This window comes from Aeromonas sp. R1-2, assembly GCF_040908505.1.
Lineage (GTDB): Bacteria > Pseudomonadota > Gammaproteobacteria > Enterobacterales > Aeromonadaceae > Aeromonas > Aeromonas veronii.
Map to the genome: position 1 here is coordinate 38,238 of NZ_JBFODU010000025.1, position 19,447 is coordinate 57,684.

Consider the following 19,447-nt stretch of genomic DNA (forward strand, 5'->3'; position numbering starts at 1 on the left):
TTAAGGAATTCGTACCTTGTCTCTCTCTATCGAGGCGCTGCGCCGCCGTCTCTCTGCCTGCATGAACCTCGACGCCCGTCGCCTTTCCAGCCGTCTGCACGGGGTCAAGAAGCTGCCTGAAGGCAAACAGGCTGCCGTGCTGGAGACCATCGCTGCCGATCTGGATGCCGCGCAAGCGCGCTATCAAACCCGTCTGGCCGGAGTACCCAAGGTGACTTATCCGGACAACCTGCCGGTTAGCCAGAAGCAGGCTGAGATCGCCAAGGCTATTCAAGAACATCAAGTGGTGATCATTGCAGGGGAAACAGGCTCGGGCAAAACCACCCAGATCCCCAAGATCTGTCTGGCGCTCGGGCGCGGGGTGAAGGGCTTTATCGGCCACACCCAGCCACGCCGTTTGGCAGCCCGCACCGTCGCGGCCCGTATTGCCGAGGAGATGGAGTCCGAGCTTGGCCACTACGTGGGTTACAAGGTGCGCTTTACCGATCAGGTGAGCGAGCAGACCCACATCAAGCTGATGACCGACGGTATTCTGCTGGCGGAGATCCAGAACGACCGGATGCTCACCCAGTACGACACCATCATCATCGATGAGGCCCACGAGCGCAGCCTCAATATCGACTTCATTCTGGGTTATCTCAAGCAGCTGTTGCCCAAGCGCCCCGATCTCAAGGTGATCATCACCTCGGCCACCATCGACCCGCAACGTTTCTCCCGCCATTTCAACAAGGCGCCGGTGATCGAGGTCTCCGGCCGCACTTACCCGGTTGAGGTGCGCTACCGTCCGCTATTTGTTGATAAAAAAAGCAGTGACAAGAGCGAAGGTCTTGAAGAGCGCGACGAACTGCAGGGCATCTTCGACGCAGTGGAAGAGCTGGCCCGCGAGGGGCTGGGGGACATCCTCATCTTCATGAACGGCGAGCGGGAGATCCGCGATACCGCCGATGCCCTGCGCAAGCTCAATCTGCGCGATACCGAGGTGCTGCCGCTCTACGCCCGTCTTTCCAACGCCGAGCAGAACAAGGTGTTCCAGCCCCATGCTGGGCGACGCATCGTGCTCGCCACCAACGTGGCGGAGACATCGCTGACGGTGCCGGGCATTCGTTACGTCATTGACCCGGGCACCGCCCGCATCAGTCGTTACTCCTGGCGTACCAAGGTGCAGCGCCTGCCCATCGAGCCGGTCTCCCAGGCCAGTGCCAACCAGCGTAAAGGGCGTTGCGGTCGGGTGGCGGACGGCATCTGTATCCGCCTCTACTCGGAGGAGGATTTCAATAGCCGTCCCGCCTTTACCGACCCCGAGATCCTGCGCACCAACCTGGCCTCCGTCATCCTGCAGATGCTGGCGCTCGGCCTTGGCAACATGGAGGCGTTTCCCTTCGTCGAGCCACCAGAGTCCCGCCATATCAAGGATGGCCTGACTCTCTTGAAAGAGCTGGAGGCGGTGCGCGAGCTGCCCGCCACCGGCGAGCGCGAAGCCAAGTTGCAGCTGACCGAGACCGGTCGCCAGCTCTCGCGCATCCCCCTTGATCCGCGTCTGGCGAAGATGGTGATCAGCGCGGCGCAGACTGGCTGCCTGAGTGAGGTGATGGTGATCACCGCAGCCCTCAGCATTCAGGATCCCCGCGAGCGGCCCATGGAGAAGAAGCAGGCCGCCGACGAACAGCACAGACGCTTTGAGGACAAGGATTCCGACTTCCTCGCCTTCGTCAATCTGTGGAACTACCTGAAAGAGCAGCAGGATGCCCTTGGCAGCAACCCGTTCCGCCGCATGTGCCAGAAGGAGTTTCTCTCCTATCTGCGGGTGCGCGAATGGCAGGACATCCATTTCCAGCTGCGCCAGACGGTCAAGGAGCTTGGTTTTAAAGCCAACCATGAACCTGCAGATTTCAAGACGGTGCACTGCGCGCTGCTGACCGGCCTCTTGAGCCACATCGGCAACAAGGATCTGGAAAAGCCCGAATTCCTCGGCGCCCGCAATGGCCGTTTCCACCTGTTCCCGGCCTCGGGTCTGTTCAAGAAGCCGCCCAAGTGGGTGATGGCCGCAGAATTGGTGGAGACCTCGCGCCTCTACGCTCGCATCAATGCCAAGATTGAGCCCGAGTGGGTGGAGCCGCTGGCAGGCCACCTCATCAAGCTGCACCACAGCGACCCACATTGGTCGAAGAAAAACGGCGCTGTAATGGCCAAGGAGAAGGTGACCCTCTATGGTCTGACCCTGGTCAACGAGCGCACCATCAACTTCAGCCGTATCGATCCGGCGCTGTGCCGCGAGCTGTTTATCCGCCGCGCGCTGGTGGAGGGGGATTTCGAGACCCGTCACCGTTTCTTCAGCGATAACCGCAAGCTCCTGGCCGAGGTAGAGGCGCTGGAGCACAAATCCCGTCGGCGCGACATCCTGGTGGATGACGAGGACTTGTTCCGCTTCTACGATACCCGTTTGCCGGAGGAGGTGATCTCCGCCCGCCACTTCGACAAGTGGTGGAAAGAGACGCAAAAGCGGGATCCCGAGCTGCTCAACTTCGAAAAAGAGATGCTGATGAAGGGGGACGCCGCCCACATCAGCGATCTTGACTACCCCAACTTCTGGCAGCAGGGGCGCCTCAAACTCAAGCTGACCTATCAGTTCGAGCCGGGGGAGGCCGCCGATGGCGTGACCCTGCATATCCCGCTGCCGCTCCTGAATCAGGTGGAGGTGAAGGGGTTCGAGTGGCTGATCCCCGGGCTGCGTCACGAGCTGTTGGTAGCCCTCATCAAGTCGATGCCAAAACCGATGCGCAAGAACTTTGTGCCGGCGCCCAACTATGCCGATGCGCTGCTTGCCAGCATTAACCCCGAGCAGGGACCGCTGCTGGACGAGATGGAGCGCCAACTGCGCCGCATGACCGGCGTCACCGTACCTCGCGAATCCTGGGACTGGGCTGCGGTGCCCGATCACCTGAAACTCACCTTCCGCGTGGTGGATGATAAGCACAAGAAGGTGGCTGAAGGGAAAGATCTGGAAGCCTTGAAAGAGTCGCTGCGTGGCAAGGTGCAGGAGACCCTGTCGCAAGTGGCGGATGATGACATCGAGCAGTCCGGTCTCACCCTGTGGAGCTTTGGCGAGCTGCCCCAGGAGTACAGCCAGAAGCGCGGCGGCTTCGAGGTGAAAGCCTATCCGGCGTTGGTAGACGAGAAAGATTCGGTCGCCATCCAGCTGGTGGAGAGTCCGGTGGTGCAGCAGCAGCTGATGTGGGCGGGCCAGCGCCGGCTGGTGCTGCTCAACGTGCCATCTCCCATCAAGTATCTGCAGGAGAAGCTGCCCAACAAGGCCAAGCTGGGGCTCTATTTCAACCCGTTTGGCAAGGTGGCTGAGCTGATTGACGACTGCATCGCCTGCGGTTGTGACAAGCTGATCGAGCAGCATGGCGGGCTGGCCTGGGATGAGGCCGGTTTCGAGGCGCTCAAGGAGTTTGTCCGCGCCGAGCTCAACGATGCGGTGGTGGAGGTAGCCAAGCAGGTGGAGGCCGTACTGACGCTGTCCCATGAGATCAAGAAACGGCTCAAGGGCAAGATGCAGCTCGATACCGCTTTTGCTATGTCCGATATCCAGCAGCAGCTCGGCAACCTTATTCACAAAGGTTTTGTCACCGAGACCGGCTGGCAGCGGTTGCCTGATTTGCTGCGCTATCTGCGCGCCATCGAGCGCCGCCTGGAGAAGCTCGCCATCGATCCCAACCGGGATCGGGTCTACATGCTCAAAGTGCACAGCGTGGAGTCGGAGTACAAGGCGCTGCTCGCCAAGATCCCCAAATCCCAGCTTATTCCCACCGAGGTGGTCAATATCCGCTGGATGATTGAGGAGCTGCGGGTGTCGTTCTTCGCTCAGAATCTGGGGACCCCTTATCCGGTCTCCGATAAACGGGTGCTTAACGCCATCGCTCAGTGCTAAGCTGCTATCTAACTGTTTTAACAGCATGATAGCGGGTGCTGAGAAGGGGTTGCCGGTCAGGTAGCCCCTTCAAACCGCAAGTCAGGGAGGCAAGGATGCTGGGGATCTGGTTGAGTGTGGCGCAGGTGGTGATCAGCGGTTATCAACCCATCGCGGAACAAACCTGGGTGCAGTTGAACCCGGAATATTACCCGCTGGCGCGCACGCCGCCTGCTATGTTTGTGGCCTGGCGTGGCAATCAGTTTCCGCCGCTGGCCCAAAAGCAAAAGCACGGTCGCTGGCAGATCCTCTTTCCCGCCCGATTGGTGCCCCCCTTCGATCTGTTCGAGGGGGAGGCGCAGCTCTCCAAAACCTATCTGGCAAGGCTGCGGCGCATCGACGAGATGGCTTACGGGGTCGTCTCCGGGCAGGCTGTTGCGGCTGGTGCAATCGTGCAGCAGGGGAGTGGATTCCCTGCTTATCACGCGCAACCTGTCGCGCCCTTTATCGCCGAGTTCCGTACACCGCAATCCGCGTTCGGTGGTGTTGATATGCCCAGCGACCCCGACGAGAGCGAACCTCTGCTCGCTCAGCTGGGGGTGACCTTTCGCACAGCGGGGATGAGTGGTGCCCAAGGATATGAGGGAGTAGCGAGCGCCGATATGGCGCTCGCCAGCCACACGGCTAGCTTATCCGCAGGCAGTGACGCCATTCTTACCCTCTCGGCTCCTGCGGCCGGCGGTCCACAAACTGTGTGTCATCAGGTCGCCGCAGGGGAGACCCTGTGGCGTATAGCGAACCAGTTATCCAGCGCTCGGGGAGCCGATACCTACAGCTATTTGCTGGCACTGGTGGCAGAGAACCAGCAGCGGCTTGGCAAGAGCATTCGAGTCAGAACGGGGGAGGGTCTCTACTGCCCGCGCGCCGAGACCCTGGCGCGGTTTGATGCCCTGAGCCCGGCTCAGCGTCAGCAGCAGTTCGCCCGGTTGGAGCAGGGGCGCTAAATGCAGAGTCGGTACCTTGTATCAGAATTTGGCCCGTGGTAGTATTCGCGCTCGTTTTGCGAGGTGCTGACCGGTCGCAGTTAGCACCATAAATTCATCCAAAAGAGATACATACTATGTCTTTCGTATTCCAAGCTGAAGTCCGTTCTGACCTGGGGAAAGGTGCGAGCCGCCGCCTGCGTCAAGCTGACCAAGTTCCTGCCATCGTTTACGGTGCAGGCAAAGAAGCCCTGTCCATCACTGTTGACCACAAGAAAATGATCCTGGCTCAAGAGAAGCCGGAATTCTATGAGTCTGTACTGACTCTGGTTATCAACGGTGAAGAAGTTAACGTAAAAGTGAAAGCTATCCAGCGTCACCCGGTACGTTACAAGCTGATCCACCTGGACTTCGTTCGCGTTTAATAGCGAACCGTCAGGTTGAAGAAAAGCCACTCTCAGGAGTGGCTTTTTGCTATCTGGCATCTTGTGAGCAGGCTGAAGGGACTTACCTGATAAGCCAGCAAGGCGGTTATCCCAGCTGGCTAAGGGCTTGTTGGCAACGCTGCTCGGCGGCATCAAGCTCCAGCAGTACCATCCTGATATCTTCCATCTGCTGTTGCAGTGTCTCCCGTTTTTCCTCAACCAGTCCCAGCATGGTCTGTAACTGGGTGCGGCTGCTCTTGTCGGCATCATAGAGATCAAACAGCTCGCGGATCTCGGCGAGGCTGAATCCGAGCCGCTTGCCGCGCAGGGTGAGCTTGAGGCGAACCCGATCCTGCTTGCTGTAAATGCGGGTTTGTCCCTCTCGGGCGGGATTGAGCAACCCCTGATCCTCGTAGAAACGGATACTGCGCGTCGTAATATCAAATTCCCGGGCCAGCTCACTGATGCTGAAGCGCCGTCCTTCATCCTTGTTGTTCATACAGACTTCTTGGCGAACTAAATCCTGTCTGCACCTTACCTAAACGTAAACTGCACTGCAACTCTTGTTCCATCGCGTCAGAACCCCTATGTTATGGCCATGTAACAAACAGAGGCAGGCAAATGGATATTGCAATTGTGGCGGCAAAACGGACTCCGATGGGGGCGTTTCAGGGGGCATTGGCAGAGGTAACTGCGCCTGAGTTGGGTGCCTATGCCATCGAGGCGGCACTGCAGCAAAGTGGGCTGCGTCCGGATCAGGTCGATGAAGTGTTTATGGGCAATGTGCTGGCGGCGGGCGTGGGGCAAGCGCCAGCCCGGCAGGCGTTGTTGAAAGCAGGGTTGCCAGATAGTGTGCCTGCTACCACGGTCAACAAGGTGTGCGGATCCGGCATGAAAGCAGTGATGCTGGCGGCGGATACCATCCGCCTTGGTGACAACAGGGTAGTGGTCGCGGGGGGGATGGAGAGTATGAGCCGTGCCCCCTATCTGCTGGATAATGCCCGCAGCGGCTTTCGGATGGGGCATCAAAAGGTGCTGGACCACCTCTTCCTCGACGGTTTGCAAGATGCCTATGATGACCAGCTGATGGGGATACATGCCCAGCGCAGCGCCGATCAGGCCGGTTTGACCCGCAGTGCCATGGATGAGTTTGCTCTTGCGTCGTTGCAGCGTGCGCGCGATGCGCAGCAAGCCGGCGCGTTTGTGTCCGAGCTGACAAGCGTCTATCGCGGTGAGCGCTTGTTGCTGGCCGAAGACGAACAGCCCGGCAAGGGCAGACCGGAGAAGATCCCTACCCTGAAGCCTGCCTTTGGCAAGGAGGGCACTATTACGGCGGCCAATTCGAGCTCCATCTCGGACGGTGCGGCGGCGCTGATATTGATGGATGGCGCCACGGCGCAAGCTTGGCAGGTACCAGTGCTGGCACGGATCGTCGGTTATCAGAGTCACGCGGCATTGCCCGCCGAATTTACCTCTGCGCCCATTGGCGCTATTTCACGCTTGCTGGCGAGTCTGGCATGGTCGGTGGAAGAGGTCGATCTGTTCGAGATCAACGAGGCCTTCGCCATGGTCACCATGCTGGCCATGAGCGGGGTCGGCATCCCTCATCACAAGGTCAATGTGCATGGAGGGGCCTGTGCACTCGGTCATCCGTTGGGGGCGAGTGGCGCACGCATTCTGGTGACGCTGATTGCCGCGCTGCGGCAACGGGGTTTGCGGCGAGGCGTGGCAGCGCTCTGTATCGGGGGCGGGGAGGCGACCGCTATCGCGGTCGAAGTGAATGACGAAACGAATTAATTGGTGGCTTCCATCGCCAACAGTTGTTCTGTGACCCAGGTGGTGGCGGCCAGATAGAGGTGACTCACCTTATCCTCGCTCAGCCCCAGGCGGGCTGTTCTGGCCGTTACCCGTGACCAGTTGGCGCTCTCGTAATCTTCACAAAACGCGAGGTAGAAACCCAGATTGCCTTTTCGCTCCAGCAGCGCCAGCCGAATATCGTCGATAAGAGGGATAGTGCCGAGCAGTTTGTCCATCGGCTGTTCCATCAGTACATCCAGCAGGGAGAAGAGACCGGTGATAAAGGCTTGTTGTGCCTGCTGGCTCGGGGCGTGGGCGTGGGCCAGCAGTTCACAGAATCGGGCTCGGATCATCGACATCTGGTAGAGCTCGGCGCTCTTGCCCTTGCCGGCGCTGGTCGCGGCTACCAGCGAGACAAAGCGCTTTAGCTGGGTGTTGCCCAGATAGATGGCTGCCTGGCGAAATGACGAAATAGGGTTGGTGTGGCCTTTGAGATGGTTGACATAGCGCAACAGCTTGAGAGAGAGGGAGATATCCTGACCGAGCAGCTGCTCAATCTTGTTGATATCAGGCTCTGCCTCGTTGACCACGTTGAGCAACTGCATCACCACGACTTGCGCCGGCTCCATGGTGGCTTGCTTGACCATCTCGGGTCTGCTGAAGAAAAAACCCTGGAACAGCTGGATACCCAGCTGTTTGACCCGCTCGAACTCCGCCTTGTCCTCTACTTTTTCCGCCAGATAGGTGAGCCCCAGCGTCTGATGCCGCTGGATAAACACTTTGATCTGCATCAGGGGGGTGGCACGAAGATCAAACTTGATGATGTGGATAAAGGGGAGGAAGCGCTCCCAATCCGGTGACATGGTGAAGTCATCGAGTGCCAGTTGATATCCCAGCTTGTGCAGCTGTTTCACCTTTTCCAGCAGGGCATCATCCGGTGGGGAATCTTCCAGGATCTCAATCACCACTTTTTCGGGCGGCAGGCACTCTGCCAATCCCTCCAGCAGCAGTGAGTGGGGGAAATTGATAAAGCAGGGGCGGCCTCCCAACAGCTGATCGATATTTTGTTGGAGGAACTGTTCGACCACCAGGCGTGACGTCGCCTGCTGGGAGGAGATGCTCGGGAAGACATTATTCAGACTATCGCGAAAGAGCAGCTCATAGGCATGAGTGTTGAGGTCTCTGTCGAGGATCGGCTGTCTTGCTACGTAGGAATACATGCCTTGCTCCAGTAAAGGTACTGGGTTGATTTTATGGTGTTGCAGAACACTATGCCAGTGTTCACCTTATTGAGTAAGGCAATAATTGGCATAGCGTTTTTTGCAGGGAAGGAATTTAGAAGAGATAGCTCAATTGTGCACCAGCCAGCCAGGCATCCCCTTCGGAAGTGCCCTGGAAGGTAGATGCGATACCTGGTAGCAGATCCATCTTTTCAGTGACATCCACCTTTTTGCCATCGATCAGGGTCAGCCCCAGATCCAAGGTCAAGTTGGGCGTGAACTGATACCCCATTCCCACGCTGTACCAGAGCCGATCGGCATCCGGGATGGAGATGGTACGACGATCGGCTGGCACCGGGCTGGCGTCATAGGCCACACCGGAGCGCAGTTGCCACTTGGGAGTGACCTGATAGGTCATACCGATGGCGTAGCGCCAGCTATCTTCCCAGTGCTCGTCCTTGATATGCATTGAGCCTTGGTGATCCAGCTCTGCTTCCAGTTGCACAAATTTACTCCAGTTGGTCCAGTTCAGGCTGCCATGGAGTGCGAGTTTGTCGGTCAACTGATGGAAGAGAGCCAATTCAGCGGTTGCAGGCAATGGTAAATCAAGGCGTCCGGTATCCTCGTATGGAGTCAATCCGTTTGCTCCTTGAGCATTACCTTCGAGCGTCAGTGTTGTATCGTGGCGATATGACAGCCCTACCCGTGTATTTTGCGATGGAGTTAGCAGCATCCCCGCGTTCCAGCCTAAAGCCCATCCATCGCCTTCCAGATGTTTCACTATCTTATGTGGGCCGACATTAAATACACCGCCAACCTCGCCTTCGCCCTGAATAGCAGAGATCCCGGCACCAATTGACCACATCTCATTGATGCGATAGGCGAGTGAGGTACCCAGATCCATGGTCTTGATATCGGAGACATTGCCAAAGTGGCCAGCGCTGTAGTTATCCGGCATCTTGACACCAAGACCATAGTAAGAGGTTGCCGAGAAACCGAGGCGCCACTGCTCGCTGAGTGGAATGATGAGATAAGCGTTGGGAACCCAGGCTGCGGCGGCGATATCGTGTGCTGTAGCATCAGCATGAGTTAGTAAACCGGCCGTTTTTCCTTCGATATTGACGTCAGGACTGACATAGATAGCGCCGCCAGAGAGCGCCATCTTATCGAAGCGGGTCATGGTTGCTGCATTGCGGGAGAGCACACTGGCGTTGTCCGCGATGGCGGCCTCACCGGCAAAGGCGCGTCCCAGTCCTGTAGCGGACTGTTCAGCCAGCTGGAACCCGGCGGCATGAGTCTGACCTGCGATCACCAGCAGGGCGATGGCGGACGGTTTGATGATGGGATGCATGGCAAAATCCTTGCTGTTACCCGAAGGTTCAATAGGTCATATGAATGGAGGCAGGATTTTATATGGTATGACCAGTAAGGCAACGGTAATGGCCAGTATCTGGATAAAACAAGATTAAATGCTGGAAGGATGCATTCTAATAGCTTGATTGGAAAAGAAAAATAAACACGTGTGTGCTACATGTGTGCGCTGAAATCTAAGTTGTGGATAAAAAAAGAGCGCCTGACGGCGCTCTTTCAATTCTATCAATAATCAGAACTTCATGTTGAACTGGGCAGAGGCCAGGAAGGCGTTGCCGTGGGAAGTACCTTTCCAACGAGACTGGCCTTTGTGGTCAGAGGTCAAACTCTCGTCTACATCAACTTCTTTGCCGTCCAGATAAGCCATACCGAAGTCAACACTCATATCAGTGTTGATATGATAGGTGGCTCCGGCGCTATACCAGATGCGGTCTGAGTCGGGGATGCTCAGGCTGCGGTATTCAGGTTCGATAGGGCTGTTGTCATAGGCAAAGCCCAGACGAGCTTCCCAAGCAGGGTTGACATACCAAGTACCGCCGATTGAATAACGGAGTGAGTCTTTAAATTTTTCTGGTTTTTGCAAACAGACACCCGGGTTGGCTGTACCAACACCACACTGGGAACCAGTTGCTTTAAGTTCTTCAAAGGCACTCCAATCAGTCCAGTTAACTGAATAGTGCACTGCAAATTGTTGGTTTAGACGATGGTAACCTGCGAACTCAGCTTGAGCAGGCAAATCAAGGTTTAGTTGTCCATCAACAGTTTTACCTCCAAGGCCACCTAAACCTGGGATTAGTGGGTTAATGTCATTGCTGTAATCACCTTTAAATTTGAGGTCAACTTGAGAGCGATATGTGAGAGCTAAACGGTTATTTTCGTTGATCTCATAAAGTGTCCCAATGTTCCAGCCAAAGCCCCAAGTATCACCTTTCATCGATGAAATTTTGGAGTCGGTGTTTAAGCCAGGGATCGGTAATGAGCCTTTGTATCGATTCAGCTCGGCCGCGCCGTAAACTGCGTTGATACCCGCACCAACACTGAACTGTTCATTAACCCTATAGGCGATATTCGGGTTTATGTTAAAAGTTACCAATTCTGTATCGCCAGCAGCCGAGCCTGCTGTGAAGGTTTTGGAGTATTCGGTGGAGAGACCGTAGTTGGAGAAAAGGCCAATACCCCAAGCCCATTGGTCATTCAATGGTTGGATAAAATAGGAGGCAGGTACGAATGCTGCGGGAGCAATGCCACTTTGACTGGCATCCTTACCGTTTAGAAGGGGGCTTGGAGATGAAAGCTTACCCTCCACATCCACATCCGGTTTGATGTAGGTGCCAGAGACAGAAACTGCCATCTTGTCGAAGATGGTCATGGCGGCCGGGTTACGGGCCAGCACGGAGGCGTTGTCGGCAATAGCTGCTTCACCGGCATAGGCGCGACCCAGACCGGAGGCCGAGTGCTCGTTCAACTGGAATGCCGCGGCATGGACTTGACCGGTGGCCAGCGCGATGGTGGCGGCAATCAGGCTCTTCTTGAAAATAGTTGTCGTCATGGTGTTCTCTCTTGTAGGCAGATTTTTTTGCCGATATTGGCTGCACGTTCAATGCAAACCTCGACAAAATCCGTTTTTATTTCAGCTTCTTCCCAATCAATTCTGGCGTGATTCTATGGATCTGGTAGGAGGTAAGAAATCAGACCAGTGACAGCAGAATACATAAAAGTGATCGATGTGTTAACCATTTGTTTTAACCTGCTGTTTAATTCATCATTTTGAGGGGCTAAAGGTGGATTATTGACCTAGATTGCCGATCTCCGTCACAAAAATAATTTTGTCAATTTTTCGAAATCTTGAGGCAAATGAGTGACAAAGAGGAGTAATCAGGGGGAGAACAGGCAGCGGCTCGTGACCGCTGCCTGCAATTGAGGATGGTTCTGAGGTTGTTAACCGGCGATGTTAAATGTCCCACTGCAGACGTGACTGCAGGGCATTGGCAACGGGGGCAAGTGGCTCTTTCATCTCGCCAATCAGTACCATATTGGCGCCTTTGAGCTGGACAATCTCCCCTTTGAGGGTGCCATCTTCAAAAGTGGCCTGTTGCAGGGTTAATGGAACATGTTTGGGCACTAAAAAGAGGGTGACTGGCCCCATCTTTCCCTGGATCACCATGTGCAAGGCTGGTCCCTGATAAAACGAGCAGTGATTGACATAGGTCACCTTGAGCCCATCCATCCCGCTTAAGGTGGCGCCATACTTCTCCATCTTGGCATTGATGTTATGCAGATTGACCTGCTCATCGACACCTTCAATAAAGGGTTCTTCGCCATAGACATGAGCCATCGCCACCTGTGCGAGAGAGAGAGCCGCAGGAGCCGTTTCTGGCAGCGTGATCCACCGGGTGCTCATTCCCAGCAGGAAGGCGACCGATGCAGCCAGGGCGATCTGGCGCCAGGATGTTGATGTCCGGAGCTTGACTGGCGCCGTGTCAAGGGGTCGGGATGGCGGCATCTCATCTTGCGCGTCACTGTCTTGCAGCATGGCTTGCCTGAGCAGGATCCGTTCGGCCAGTCCGGCGGGAACCTCTACCTGCATGGCGCGCTTGAGGCTTCTGTCGAACTGCTTCATCTCGTCGAGATAGTTCCGATTGGCTTGGCTGGCTTCAGCTGTTTTGAGAAAATCCGGCAGTTGATCGTGGGGCTGGATCATGGCATTGCGGCGAAATTCGAGTTCATCCATGTCCGTGTCCTCTTGCTTGGTTCTTCTGCTCCATCGCCTCCTTGATCTGGTTGCGGGCGCGAAACAGTCGGGTCATGACGGTGTTTTTGTTGAGGCCGAGCATCTCGGCAATCTCCTCACCACTGAATCCTCCCACGACTTGCAGCAGCAGTGGCTCCTGATACTCCTCGGGCAACCGGGCGATGTGACGGTGCAACCACTCGTTCTCCATCTCCTGTTCGCTGTGCAGCGCGTCGTGCTGGGGCTGAGGGTGATCGTCGAGATCCACCAGTTCCAGCTGTTTGCGTTCAAAGCGGCGGGCGTTCTCCCGTCTGAGGATGGTGATCAGCCACCCTTTGGCCGCCTTGTCATCCTGCAGGGTGTCGATCGCCTTCCAGGCACGAAGGAAGGTCTCTTGCACCAGATCTTCCGCTACGTTGGGATCCCTGGTCAGCCAGTAGGCATACCGGTAGAGATCGCCATGTAGTGCATGAACCAGTGCTTCAAATTTGGTTTGTTTGTCAGCCATGGGATCAGAGACCGGCGAAGTGGCCGGATCATTTCCACCAATATGCTGCTGAGCACGTTTTTTTCTAAAAAACAGCAGTGCCATAGGGCAATCCTTGTCAGGGCGCGTAGCGGCGGGAGCGGGAACTCCCGTGCGCCAGCAGGTAAATCAGGTACGCAATACCGTCCGTTTCATCAGCTCTGAGGGTACGCGCCAGAGCGCACCACTCGATGGGCTGGCCAGAAGAGGGTCGTGCAAAACAGGCTCGCTCGAGTGCGGCGAGTGCGTTGCCGAGCCGATTATGCCCAGCGTCGGGCAACTGGCCTAATTGATAATAGGAGACCTGCCAGCGCATGGTCGCCCACTTGATCAGCGCCTTGCGACTGGCATCCGGCTGGTGTCGGGCAAGGGCTCGTTGCAGTTGATAGAAGGCTCGCCAGCGGGGCCAGTGGCGCCATAGCGCACGCAGCGTTATAGCCAGCACGACCCACCAAAGGCTCTCTCGCAGTACCATCTGCGATGTCTGCTGATCAGGTTGCCGATTTGTCGTTGCCTGAAACGTCAGCGTGATGGCAGGCAGGCTGGCCTGCTCAATCCGGCCACTTTGGGTATTAAACCAGGGCAGATCAATGGGGGGCAGCTGGTAGTCGCCGCTCTGCTCCGCGACCAGAGTCTGGCGCCACTGTCGCTCAAACAACAGCTTGCCATCTCGGTAACGCTCCTGCTGTTGCTCGCCATCGGGATGTGCCTGTATGCCGTTTGGCAGTTGATGGGCCATCAGGGGGGCAAGCTGTATCTGGCCGCTGTCACCATTTTCCATGGTCAGGGTGAGGATACGGATCAGTGGTTCACCCACTTCCCCCGTGGAGGCCGGTTCAAGCCGTTGACTCAGGGTCAGCCGGGTGGCCACCGGCGTGGCGGGGGCTTTGTCGACCCGAACCTCGAGTGGTGCCGCGCGGGCTGAGAGTTTTTGCGGCTTGTTCCCTTGCTGCGTGAGCTGCCCCTGCAAGCGGGGTGAGTCGAGGAGCCATAGCCCAGGCGCTTTTGCCTGAATGAGCCAGCTGCGGGTGAGCCGGCCGGGTAGACCAGCCTGAGCGGGGGCGATCCACTCGTCGCTACCGAGGCGACGGATGGTAAAGTGGGCAGAGCTGAGTTCGCTCAGGGCCGGGTTTTGCATACTGGTGGGCAGCCATAGTGTCAGCCGGTAGATCACCGGCTGGCCGGGATAGAGCGGGCCCTGATGTTCAAGGCTGGCCTGCATCTCGAGGGGCGAGGGGGCTGCGGGTTGCGGCAGCGCCGCTGTTTTCACCTCTCTCAATGGCAGGGTGAGCGAGGGAGTGAACTCATTTCCCAGCTTGAGCGGGGCAATCACCACCTCTGTATTTGCGGGTGAATTGCTCTGGTGCAGCGGGATCTGCCAGCGAGTCAGTTGTTGTACCGGGGTCGTGACCCGGCTCATGGTCACTCTGCCCACTGCAAACTGGCGTAGTAGGGGGGTGATCTCCAGTTCGCTGCTCTGGCGCTCGCCATCCGCTTCGATGATCAGCAGCCAATCGCTGGGGGCGGCCCCCGGCAGCAGCTCTGCCCGAGGGGGCAAAGCCCAGCAAAGTGGACTCGCGAGTGCGAGCAACAGCCCCCATCCTGCACGCGTCACCAGGGCTCCTCCACCTTGATCAGATCCCGGCGCAGCGCCTCTTTGCGCAGTCGCTGTTCCAGCAGCAACACCGGGGGAGAGGGTGGCAGGGGCATTGCTGCTGCCTGCTGTTCAGCCGATGGCTTGGGCTGCTTGCTGTTGCTGGTATCGGGAGCAGCCGCCGCTGCGCCCTGTAACAGAGAGAGGTTATAGAGCGCATCTTCATGGCCGGGCTCCAGCGCCAGGGCGGCCAGATAGGCCTCTTTGGCTGCGGCAAACTCCCCCAGTTGCAGCAGGGCATTGCCGCGGTTGTAGTGGGCGGTGGCACTCGCCGCTTCCTGATAGGCTGCGATGGCTTGTCGGTAGGCTCCGGCCCGATACCAGGCGTTGCCACGCCAAACCGGATCGTTGAAGGTGCGAGCGGCACGCTGAAAATCCCCTTGTTGATAAGCCTGCATCGCTTGCAGATCCGCCCTTTCTGCCGCTTGCAGATCTTGTGGCGCAAGCAGCTGTGCACCCATCATCAGCGCCACCATCAACCGGGCGCCGACTCTGGCCAGCAAGGCCAGCGCTAACAAGGGGATCAGCAGCCAGGGGCCTAAATCGAGAGGCGCCGGGGTGAGGGCCGAGGTAGTCGTGGGCAGCGGCGCAAAGCGAGGGACATCGCTATCAAGCCACTGCAGCTCACCGCCGAGGCGATTGGCCAGTGCGGCAATGGCCTGACTATCGGAGGCGGGCAACTGCGCGGGCATGCGGGCGGCAAACCCCAACTCATTGGCCGGAATGGCGGGCATGGGGGCCGGTTGACCACTGCTGGCAAGCAGAATATCGAGGCGTGCCGACTGGGTGTCGCGGCAAAGAAGGCGTTGCTGGCAGGGCCACAGGGCGGCGATTTGGGTCATCTGATTCTGGGTGAGGTCGTCGGTGATCAGCAGCAGACGCGCTTGTTCTCCGGGGGCCAGCTGCTTCATGGCAAGTTCCACCGCCCGTGCCGGGTTGCTGCCCTGCAGCGGCATGATATCGGGGCGCAAGTCGGGCAGCAGCAGCGAAAGGGCCTGATGATCCCGGGTTGGCGGCATGGCGAGGTAGGCATCGCCTGCGTAGAGGATCAGCGCAATCCGTTCATCCTTGGCGTGGCTCAGCAGCTGCTGCAACTGCCATCTGACCCGGGTTGCCCGATCCGGTTTGAGGTCGGTGGCGGTCATCGAACGTGACAAGTCCAGTAGCCAGATATCGAGCGGTGCCGCAGGCTGCTGTTGCAGCTCGCCGCGCAGTGCGGGGCCACTCAGGGCCAAAATCACGGGCAGGGTTGCCAGCCAGAGCCAGGGACGTTGAGGACGGGATGCTGGCAGCAGATAAGCCTGCATCGCAGGTGTGAGCAGCGGGGGCTGGCAACGACGGTGCCACCCTTGCCAGAGCCAGGGGATGAGTGCGATCAGCCACAGAGGGCGGAGCAAGATCAGCTCCATCTGCGCGCGCCTCGTGCCAGCCAGTTACGCACCATGCGAAACTCCAGTCTGCCGTGCCCTGATGGCAGAAGCAGCAAGCCACAAAGCAGTGCCAACGGCCAGGGGTAGAGCTCGATCACCGGCTGGTACTGGGCAATCGGCATAGGGGCAGGTTCAAGGGCATTGAGAGTCGCATTGATGGCATCGAGATCGCTTTGGGTTCGCGCCCTGAAATAGCGCCCCTGTCCTGTTTTTGCCAGCTCTTTCAGGAGCGGTTCGTCCAGTTCGCTGCTGGGATCGGCCTGACCGCTGCCTGCCTCATCATAGGGTTGGATAAAGGTATCGGGATCGGCCCCGACCCCCAGCGTGTAGATCCGTATTCCCTGCGCCGCGGCGAGTTTGGCCTCCTGCAGCGGGTCGGCATTGCCTGCGGTATTGCGGCCATCAGTGACCAGCAGCAGGGCGGTGGGGCGACCAGGATCCCCATGCTGACGTGCCAGCTGGATCGCCTCGCCAAGGGCGGTGGTTCGGCCGACCAGATCAAAATCGAGCTCGTCGCTCAAGGTCAACAGCGCCGGGATCTCCTGAGTGAGGGGAGAGAGCAGATAGGCGTGATCGGCAAAGACGATGAGGCCCACCCTGTCTCCGGCCCGTTTGGCGATCAGCGCCTTGATCTGCTGACGCACCGCCGTCAGCCGCGCTTGTTGTTCGCCGTTATCGAGCATATCCGGGGTGCGCATGCTGTCTGACAGATCCACTGCCAGCAGCAGATCCCGACTCCCTTCATATTGGATCACCGGTTCCCCCCACCACTGGGGGCGGCAGAGGGCGAGGATAAGGGCACACCAGAGCAGCATGGCGTGCCAGAGCGGCAATCCGGCCTGAGGACGCAGCAGCGCAAACCCGGGGTGAGCCAGATAGCCGCGGCGCAGGGGCGGCAAGCCGAAGCGCACCAGCAAGGGCAGCACCAGCGCCAGCGCAAACCAGGGCCATGCCAGGATCATGAATGCCTCCGCGCGGCTTTACGCCCCGAGCGGGGAGAGCGTTGCAATAAGAGGGTTTGACCCCAGCGGCGATAATGTTGCCGAAGCTGTTCGCACTGCTCGCGAGTCGGGTTCTGGTTGCCATAGAGCCAACTGCTCCAGTGAGGGGCGAACTGGCTAAAATCGCTGCCACCGTGACGATCAACGAAGGCGAGCCACGCCTCTCCCTGAAGCTGGCGCGCCTCGGGCCAGCGTTGCAATGCTTCATGACGTAGGGCCTCCTGTATGCGTGCCACCAGCAGTGCCGGATCTCCCTCCAGCTGACGACACCAGTGGCGGTAACGTATCACCCTGCGGGCAATCAGGACGATCAGCAGCAGCAATAACGCTGTGATCAATAGCCACAATAGCGCCTGCACTCTGGGGTCAAGACTCTGTTCAATCAGATCCGGCCCCGGGTGGATGTCGCGCATCAGGGCGGCCAGCGGCGGAGTGATGGCGTCGGAGGCTGGACTGGCGCTGTCGAGTTCGGCGGGCGAGATCATCCCTGATGACATAGCCCCTCCTGCCACTGCTGTTGCAGCGTCTGGCCGTTATCGAGCAGATAGAGGCGTTGCACCAATGGCAACAGCAACTGCTTGCCGTGGGCCAGCTGCTGCTCGGCGGCATGCCGGTAGCGGCGGGAGAAACCGGCATGGCTCCCATCCAGCCAGCCCTGATAGTGCTGCCCTGGCCGATCGATGGCCACTGGCAGCTGGCCGTCAGAGGGAAGGGCGGCCTCGAGGGGGTCGCGGATCTGCCAATAGTGAATATCGTGGCGCCGGGAGAGCAGCTGCAATTGCTGACAGAGCGCCGACTCGCAGGGTCTGTGATCGGTGATGATCGTCAGCTTGGCTCCGTGAGGCAACTTCACGCCGGACAAGGTGTCGGCTAGCGAGTGCGAAAGGGGCCGACGTGCCAGCCCTTGCTGGTAGTGATGGCAGAGGGATTCGAGCAGGGGCAGCACGCTGCCGCGCTGGCTCTGGTGATGGGGGGGAAGCCCGTGGCAGATCAGGGTGTTGTGCTGCTTCTCCCCTTGCCAGATGAGGGCGGCCGCCAACTCGCATCCCAGACGTGCCTTGAGCTGCCGTGTGGAGCCGAAATACATGGCGGGAGAGAGATCGAGCAGCAGCCAGTGCGCCTGATCGAGCTCCTCGCTATAGAGGCGGGTATAGGGACGACCGAGGCGTGCGGTCACTCGCCAGTCGATATGGCGTACCTCGTCACCAGCCTGATAGGCGCGCAGCTCGCGAAAGGTGAGTCCGGGAGAGCGGCCCGGTTTGCCGCGTTCGCTGCTGCTTCTGCCTGCGTGAGGTGGCTTCCTGGCCTTGGCCCATAGCCGGATATTGAGCAGCCGTGGCAGCGACAGGGCGATATCGGGATGCAGACCGGGTTCTAGGGGCATGGCACCTGATCCAGCAGTTGAGCGATCAGGATATCGTTATCCAGATTGTCGGCCAGTGCCTGATAGCTGGGAATAAGGCGGTGGCGCAGCACCGGATAGGCTTGCAGCTGAATATCTTCCGGCAGCACATAATCTCGTCCGGCAAGCCAGGCCCGGGCGCGGGCGGAGCGAGCCAGCCCCAGCGTGGCGCGGGGGCTGGCCCCCACGGCAATCAGCGGCTCAAGGGCAGGGCAAAGACCACTGCCCGGGCGAGTGGCGCAGACCAGCTCCACCAGATAGTGCTCCAGTCTGCTTTGCATGGTCACCGCCAGCACTTCGCTGCGGGCATGCTGCAAGCTGGTCTGACTCAGTGTCACCGGCGCCGCGCCAAGCTGTTCGCCGCTGGCGTTGAGCTGCAAGATGGCGAGCTCCATCGTGGGGCTCGGGTAATCCACCATCAGCTTGAGCAGAAATCGGTCGAGCTGCGCCTCCGGCAGGGGATAGGTTCCCTCCTGCTCGATAGGATTCTGGGTGGCGGCGACCATAAAGAGCGGTGGCAGCCGCCAGCTCTTTTTGCCCACGGTGATCTGGTGTTCAGCCATTGCTTCAAGTAGTGCTGATTGCACTTTGGCCGGTGCCCGGTTGATCTCGTCCGCCAGCACCAGATGGTTGAAGAGGGGGCCAGGTTGAAATACAAAACTGGCATCCTGCGGATGAAACACCTCGCTGCCGGTGAGATCTGCGGGAAGCAGGTCTGGGGTAAACTGGATACGGGCAAAGCGTCCATCGATGGCGCCAGCGAGCGCCTTGACGGCGCGGGTTTTGGCCAGCCCGGGGGCCCCTTCGATTAACACATGTCCTTCACATAACAGGGCAATCAGGAGCCCTTCTATTAGCTCCTCCTGCCCCAGGATCTGACTGCCAAGATAGTCCCTAAGTGCTCTGAACTCGGCCACTGCCATGCGATAAACCCGTTGTTTTTATGGAAGTTGATCTTTTTATACTCCAGTTGCTCCCCAAGGGCGAGCAAAGGGGC

16 protein-coding genes are annotated in these 19,447 nt (G+C 58.5%); 4 read left to right on the forward strand and 12 right to left on the reverse strand.

The window, feature by feature from the left end; translation table 11 throughout:
• Positions 1 to 16: 16 nt before the first annotated feature.
• The 3 genes from hrpA to rplY all read left to right on the forward strand — a co-directional run bounded on the left by hrpA (position 17) and on the right by rplY (position 5,318).
• A complete protein-coding gene (gene hrpA / locus AB5Y76_RS09880) occupies positions 17 to 3,931 on the forward strand; it encodes an ATP-dependent RNA helicase HrpA (protein ID WP_263717728.1) in 3,915 nt (1,304 codons plus the stop codon).
• Positions 3,932 to 4,026: 95 nt separating this feature from the next.
• Entirely contained in the window at positions 4,027 to 4,914 is an 888-nt protein-coding gene (locus tag AB5Y76_RS09885; protein ID WP_263717727.1) for a hypothetical protein, read from the forward strand.
• A gap of 116 nt (positions 4,915 to 5,030) precedes the next feature.
• A complete protein-coding gene (gene rplY / locus AB5Y76_RS09890) occupies positions 5,031 to 5,318 on the forward strand; it encodes a 50S ribosomal protein L25 (RefSeq protein WP_005333252.1) in 288 nt (95 codons plus the stop codon).
• Positions 5,319 to 5,424: 106 nt separating this feature from the next.
• On the opposite strand, the gene AB5Y76_RS09895 is transcribed toward rplY, so the two are convergent.
• Positions 5,425 to 5,817, reverse strand: a complete 393-nt coding sequence (locus AB5Y76_RS09895) for a MerR family DNA-binding transcriptional regulator (RefSeq protein WP_005360322.1) — start codon at positions 5,815 to 5,817, stop codon at positions 5,425 to 5,427.
• 122 nt (positions 5,818 to 5,939) lie between these two features.
• Between AB5Y76_RS09895 and AB5Y76_RS09900 the strand changes: the two genes are divergently transcribed.
• Positions 5,940 to 7,115: a thiolase family protein gene (locus AB5Y76_RS09900; RefSeq protein ID WP_263717726.1), complete on the forward strand. Its 1,176-nt coding sequence runs from the start codon at positions 5,940 to 5,942 to the stop codon at positions 7,113 to 7,115.
• Here AB5Y76_RS09900 and AB5Y76_RS09905 read toward each other — a convergent pair.
• From AB5Y76_RS09905 to AB5Y76_RS09955, 11 genes are all read right to left on the reverse strand, one after another.
• Positions 7,112 to 8,335, reverse strand: coding sequence for an EAL and HDOD domain-containing protein (locus AB5Y76_RS09905; RefSeq protein WP_005360324.1), 1,224 nt, complete (start codon positions 8,333 to 8,335; stop codon positions 7,112 to 7,114). The two genes, AB5Y76_RS09900 and AB5Y76_RS09905, sit on opposite strands and share 4 nt — an antisense overlap.
• Positions 8,336 to 8,450: 115 nt before the next feature.
• A complete protein-coding gene (locus tag AB5Y76_RS09910; RefSeq protein ID WP_263717725.1) occupies positions 8,451 to 9,686 on the reverse strand; it encodes an OmpP1/FadL family transporter in 1,236 nt (411 codons plus the stop codon).
• A gap of 252 nt (positions 9,687 to 9,938) precedes the next feature.
• Positions 9,939 to 11,255 carry an outer membrane protein transport protein gene (locus AB5Y76_RS09915; protein WP_263717724.1) on the reverse strand — a complete coding sequence of 439 codons (1,317 nt, stop codon included), beginning with the start codon at positions 11,253 to 11,255 and terminating at the stop codon, positions 9,939 to 9,941.
• 402 nt (positions 11,256 to 11,657) lie between these two features.
• Positions 11,658 to 12,437, reverse strand: a complete 780-nt coding sequence (locus AB5Y76_RS09920) for a DUF3379 domain-containing protein (RefSeq protein WP_263717723.1) — start codon at positions 12,435 to 12,437, stop codon at positions 11,658 to 11,660.
• Positions 12,430 to 13,029, reverse strand: a complete 600-nt coding sequence (locus AB5Y76_RS09925; protein WP_005333245.1) for a sigma-70 family RNA polymerase sigma factor — start codon at positions 13,027 to 13,029, stop codon at positions 12,430 to 12,432. Before AB5Y76_RS09925 ends, AB5Y76_RS09920 begins: the two co-directional genes overlap by 8 nt.
• A 13-nt stretch (positions 13,030 to 13,042) precedes the next feature.
• Positions 13,043 to 14,554, reverse strand: a complete 1,512-nt coding sequence (locus AB5Y76_RS09930) for a hypothetical protein (RefSeq protein ID WP_318528155.1) — start codon at positions 14,552 to 14,554, stop codon at positions 13,043 to 13,045.
• 20 nt (positions 14,555 to 14,574) lie between these two features.
• Complete coding sequence (locus AB5Y76_RS09935) at positions 14,575 to 16,026, reverse strand: VWA domain-containing protein (RefSeq protein ID WP_263717721.1); 1,452 nt, start codon at positions 16,024 to 16,026, stop codon at positions 14,575 to 14,577.
• Complete coding sequence (locus tag AB5Y76_RS09940; protein ID WP_263717720.1) at positions 16,017 to 17,009, reverse strand: VWA domain-containing protein; 993 nt, start codon at positions 17,007 to 17,009, stop codon at positions 16,017 to 16,019. The genes AB5Y76_RS09935 and AB5Y76_RS09940 overlap by 10 nt, the downstream gene beginning before the upstream one ends.
• Entirely contained in the window at positions 17,006 to 17,545 is a 540-nt protein-coding gene (locus AB5Y76_RS09945; protein WP_263717719.1) for a DUF4381 domain-containing protein, read from the reverse strand. The genes AB5Y76_RS09940 and AB5Y76_RS09945 overlap by 4 nt, the downstream gene beginning before the upstream one ends.
• Entirely contained in the window at positions 17,530 to 18,432 is a 903-nt protein-coding gene (locus tag AB5Y76_RS09950) for a DUF58 domain-containing protein (RefSeq protein WP_263717718.1), read from the reverse strand. The genes AB5Y76_RS09945 and AB5Y76_RS09950 overlap by 16 nt, the downstream gene beginning before the upstream one ends.
• On the reverse strand, positions 18,423 to 19,373 hold the full coding sequence (locus tag AB5Y76_RS09955; protein ID WP_263717717.1) for a MoxR family ATPase: 951 nt from the start codon (positions 19,371 to 19,373) through the stop codon (positions 18,423 to 18,425). The genes AB5Y76_RS09950 and AB5Y76_RS09955 overlap by 10 nt, the downstream gene beginning before the upstream one ends.
• Positions 19,374 to 19,447 lie beyond the last annotated feature (74 nt).

Excerpts from the sequence above, each read along its gene's own strand:
- AB5Y76_RS09895 (WP_005360322.1), bottom strand. The coding sequence starts at position 5,817 with ATGAACAACAAGGATGAAGGACGGCGCTTCAGCATCAGTGAGCTGGCC.
- AB5Y76_RS09900 (WP_263717726.1), top strand. The coding sequence starts at position 5,940 with ATGGATATTGCAATTGTGGCGGCAAAACGGACTCCGATGGGGGCGTTT.
- AB5Y76_RS09925 (WP_005333245.1), bottom strand. The coding sequence starts at position 13,029 with ATGGCACTGCTGTTTTTTAGAAAAAAACGTGCTCAGCAGCATATTGGT.
- AB5Y76_RS09935 (WP_263717721.1), bottom strand. The coding sequence starts at position 16,026 with ATGGAGCTGATCTTGCTCCGCCCTCTGTGGCTGATCGCACTCATCCCC.
- AB5Y76_RS09915 (WP_263717724.1), bottom strand. The coding sequence starts at position 11,255 with ATGACGACAACTATTTTCAAGAAGAGCCTGATTGCCGCCACCATCGCG.
- rplY (WP_005333252.1), top strand. The coding sequence starts at position 5,031 with ATGTCTTTCGTATTCCAAGCTGAAGTCCGTTCTGACCTGGGGAAAGGT.
- AB5Y76_RS09955 (WP_263717717.1), bottom strand. The coding sequence starts at position 19,373 with ATGGCAGTGGCCGAGTTCAGAGCACTTAGGGACTATCTTGGCAGTCAG.
- AB5Y76_RS09910 (WP_263717725.1), bottom strand. The coding sequence starts at position 9,686 with ATGCATCCCATCATCAAACCGTCCGCCATCGCCCTGCTGGTGATCGCA.
- AB5Y76_RS09940 (WP_263717720.1), bottom strand. The coding sequence starts at position 17,009 with ATGATCCTGGCATGGCCCTGGTTTGCGCTGGCGCTGGTGCTGCCCTTG.
- AB5Y76_RS09945 (WP_263717719.1), bottom strand. The coding sequence starts at position 17,545 with ATGTCATCAGGGATGATCTCGCCCGCCGAACTCGACAGCGCCAGTCCA.
- AB5Y76_RS09905 (WP_005360324.1), bottom strand. The coding sequence starts at position 8,335 with ATGTATTCCTACGTAGCAAGACAGCCGATCCTCGACAGAGACCTCAAC.
- AB5Y76_RS09885 (WP_263717727.1), top strand. The coding sequence starts at position 4,027 with ATGCTGGGGATCTGGTTGAGTGTGGCGCAGGTGGTGATCAGCGGTTAT.
- AB5Y76_RS09950 (WP_263717718.1), bottom strand. The coding sequence starts at position 18,432 with ATGCCCCTAGAACCCGGTCTGCATCCCGATATCGCCCTGTCGCTGCCA.
- AB5Y76_RS09920 (WP_263717723.1), bottom strand. The coding sequence starts at position 12,437 with ATGGATGAACTCGAATTTCGCCGCAATGCCATGATCCAGCCCCACGAT.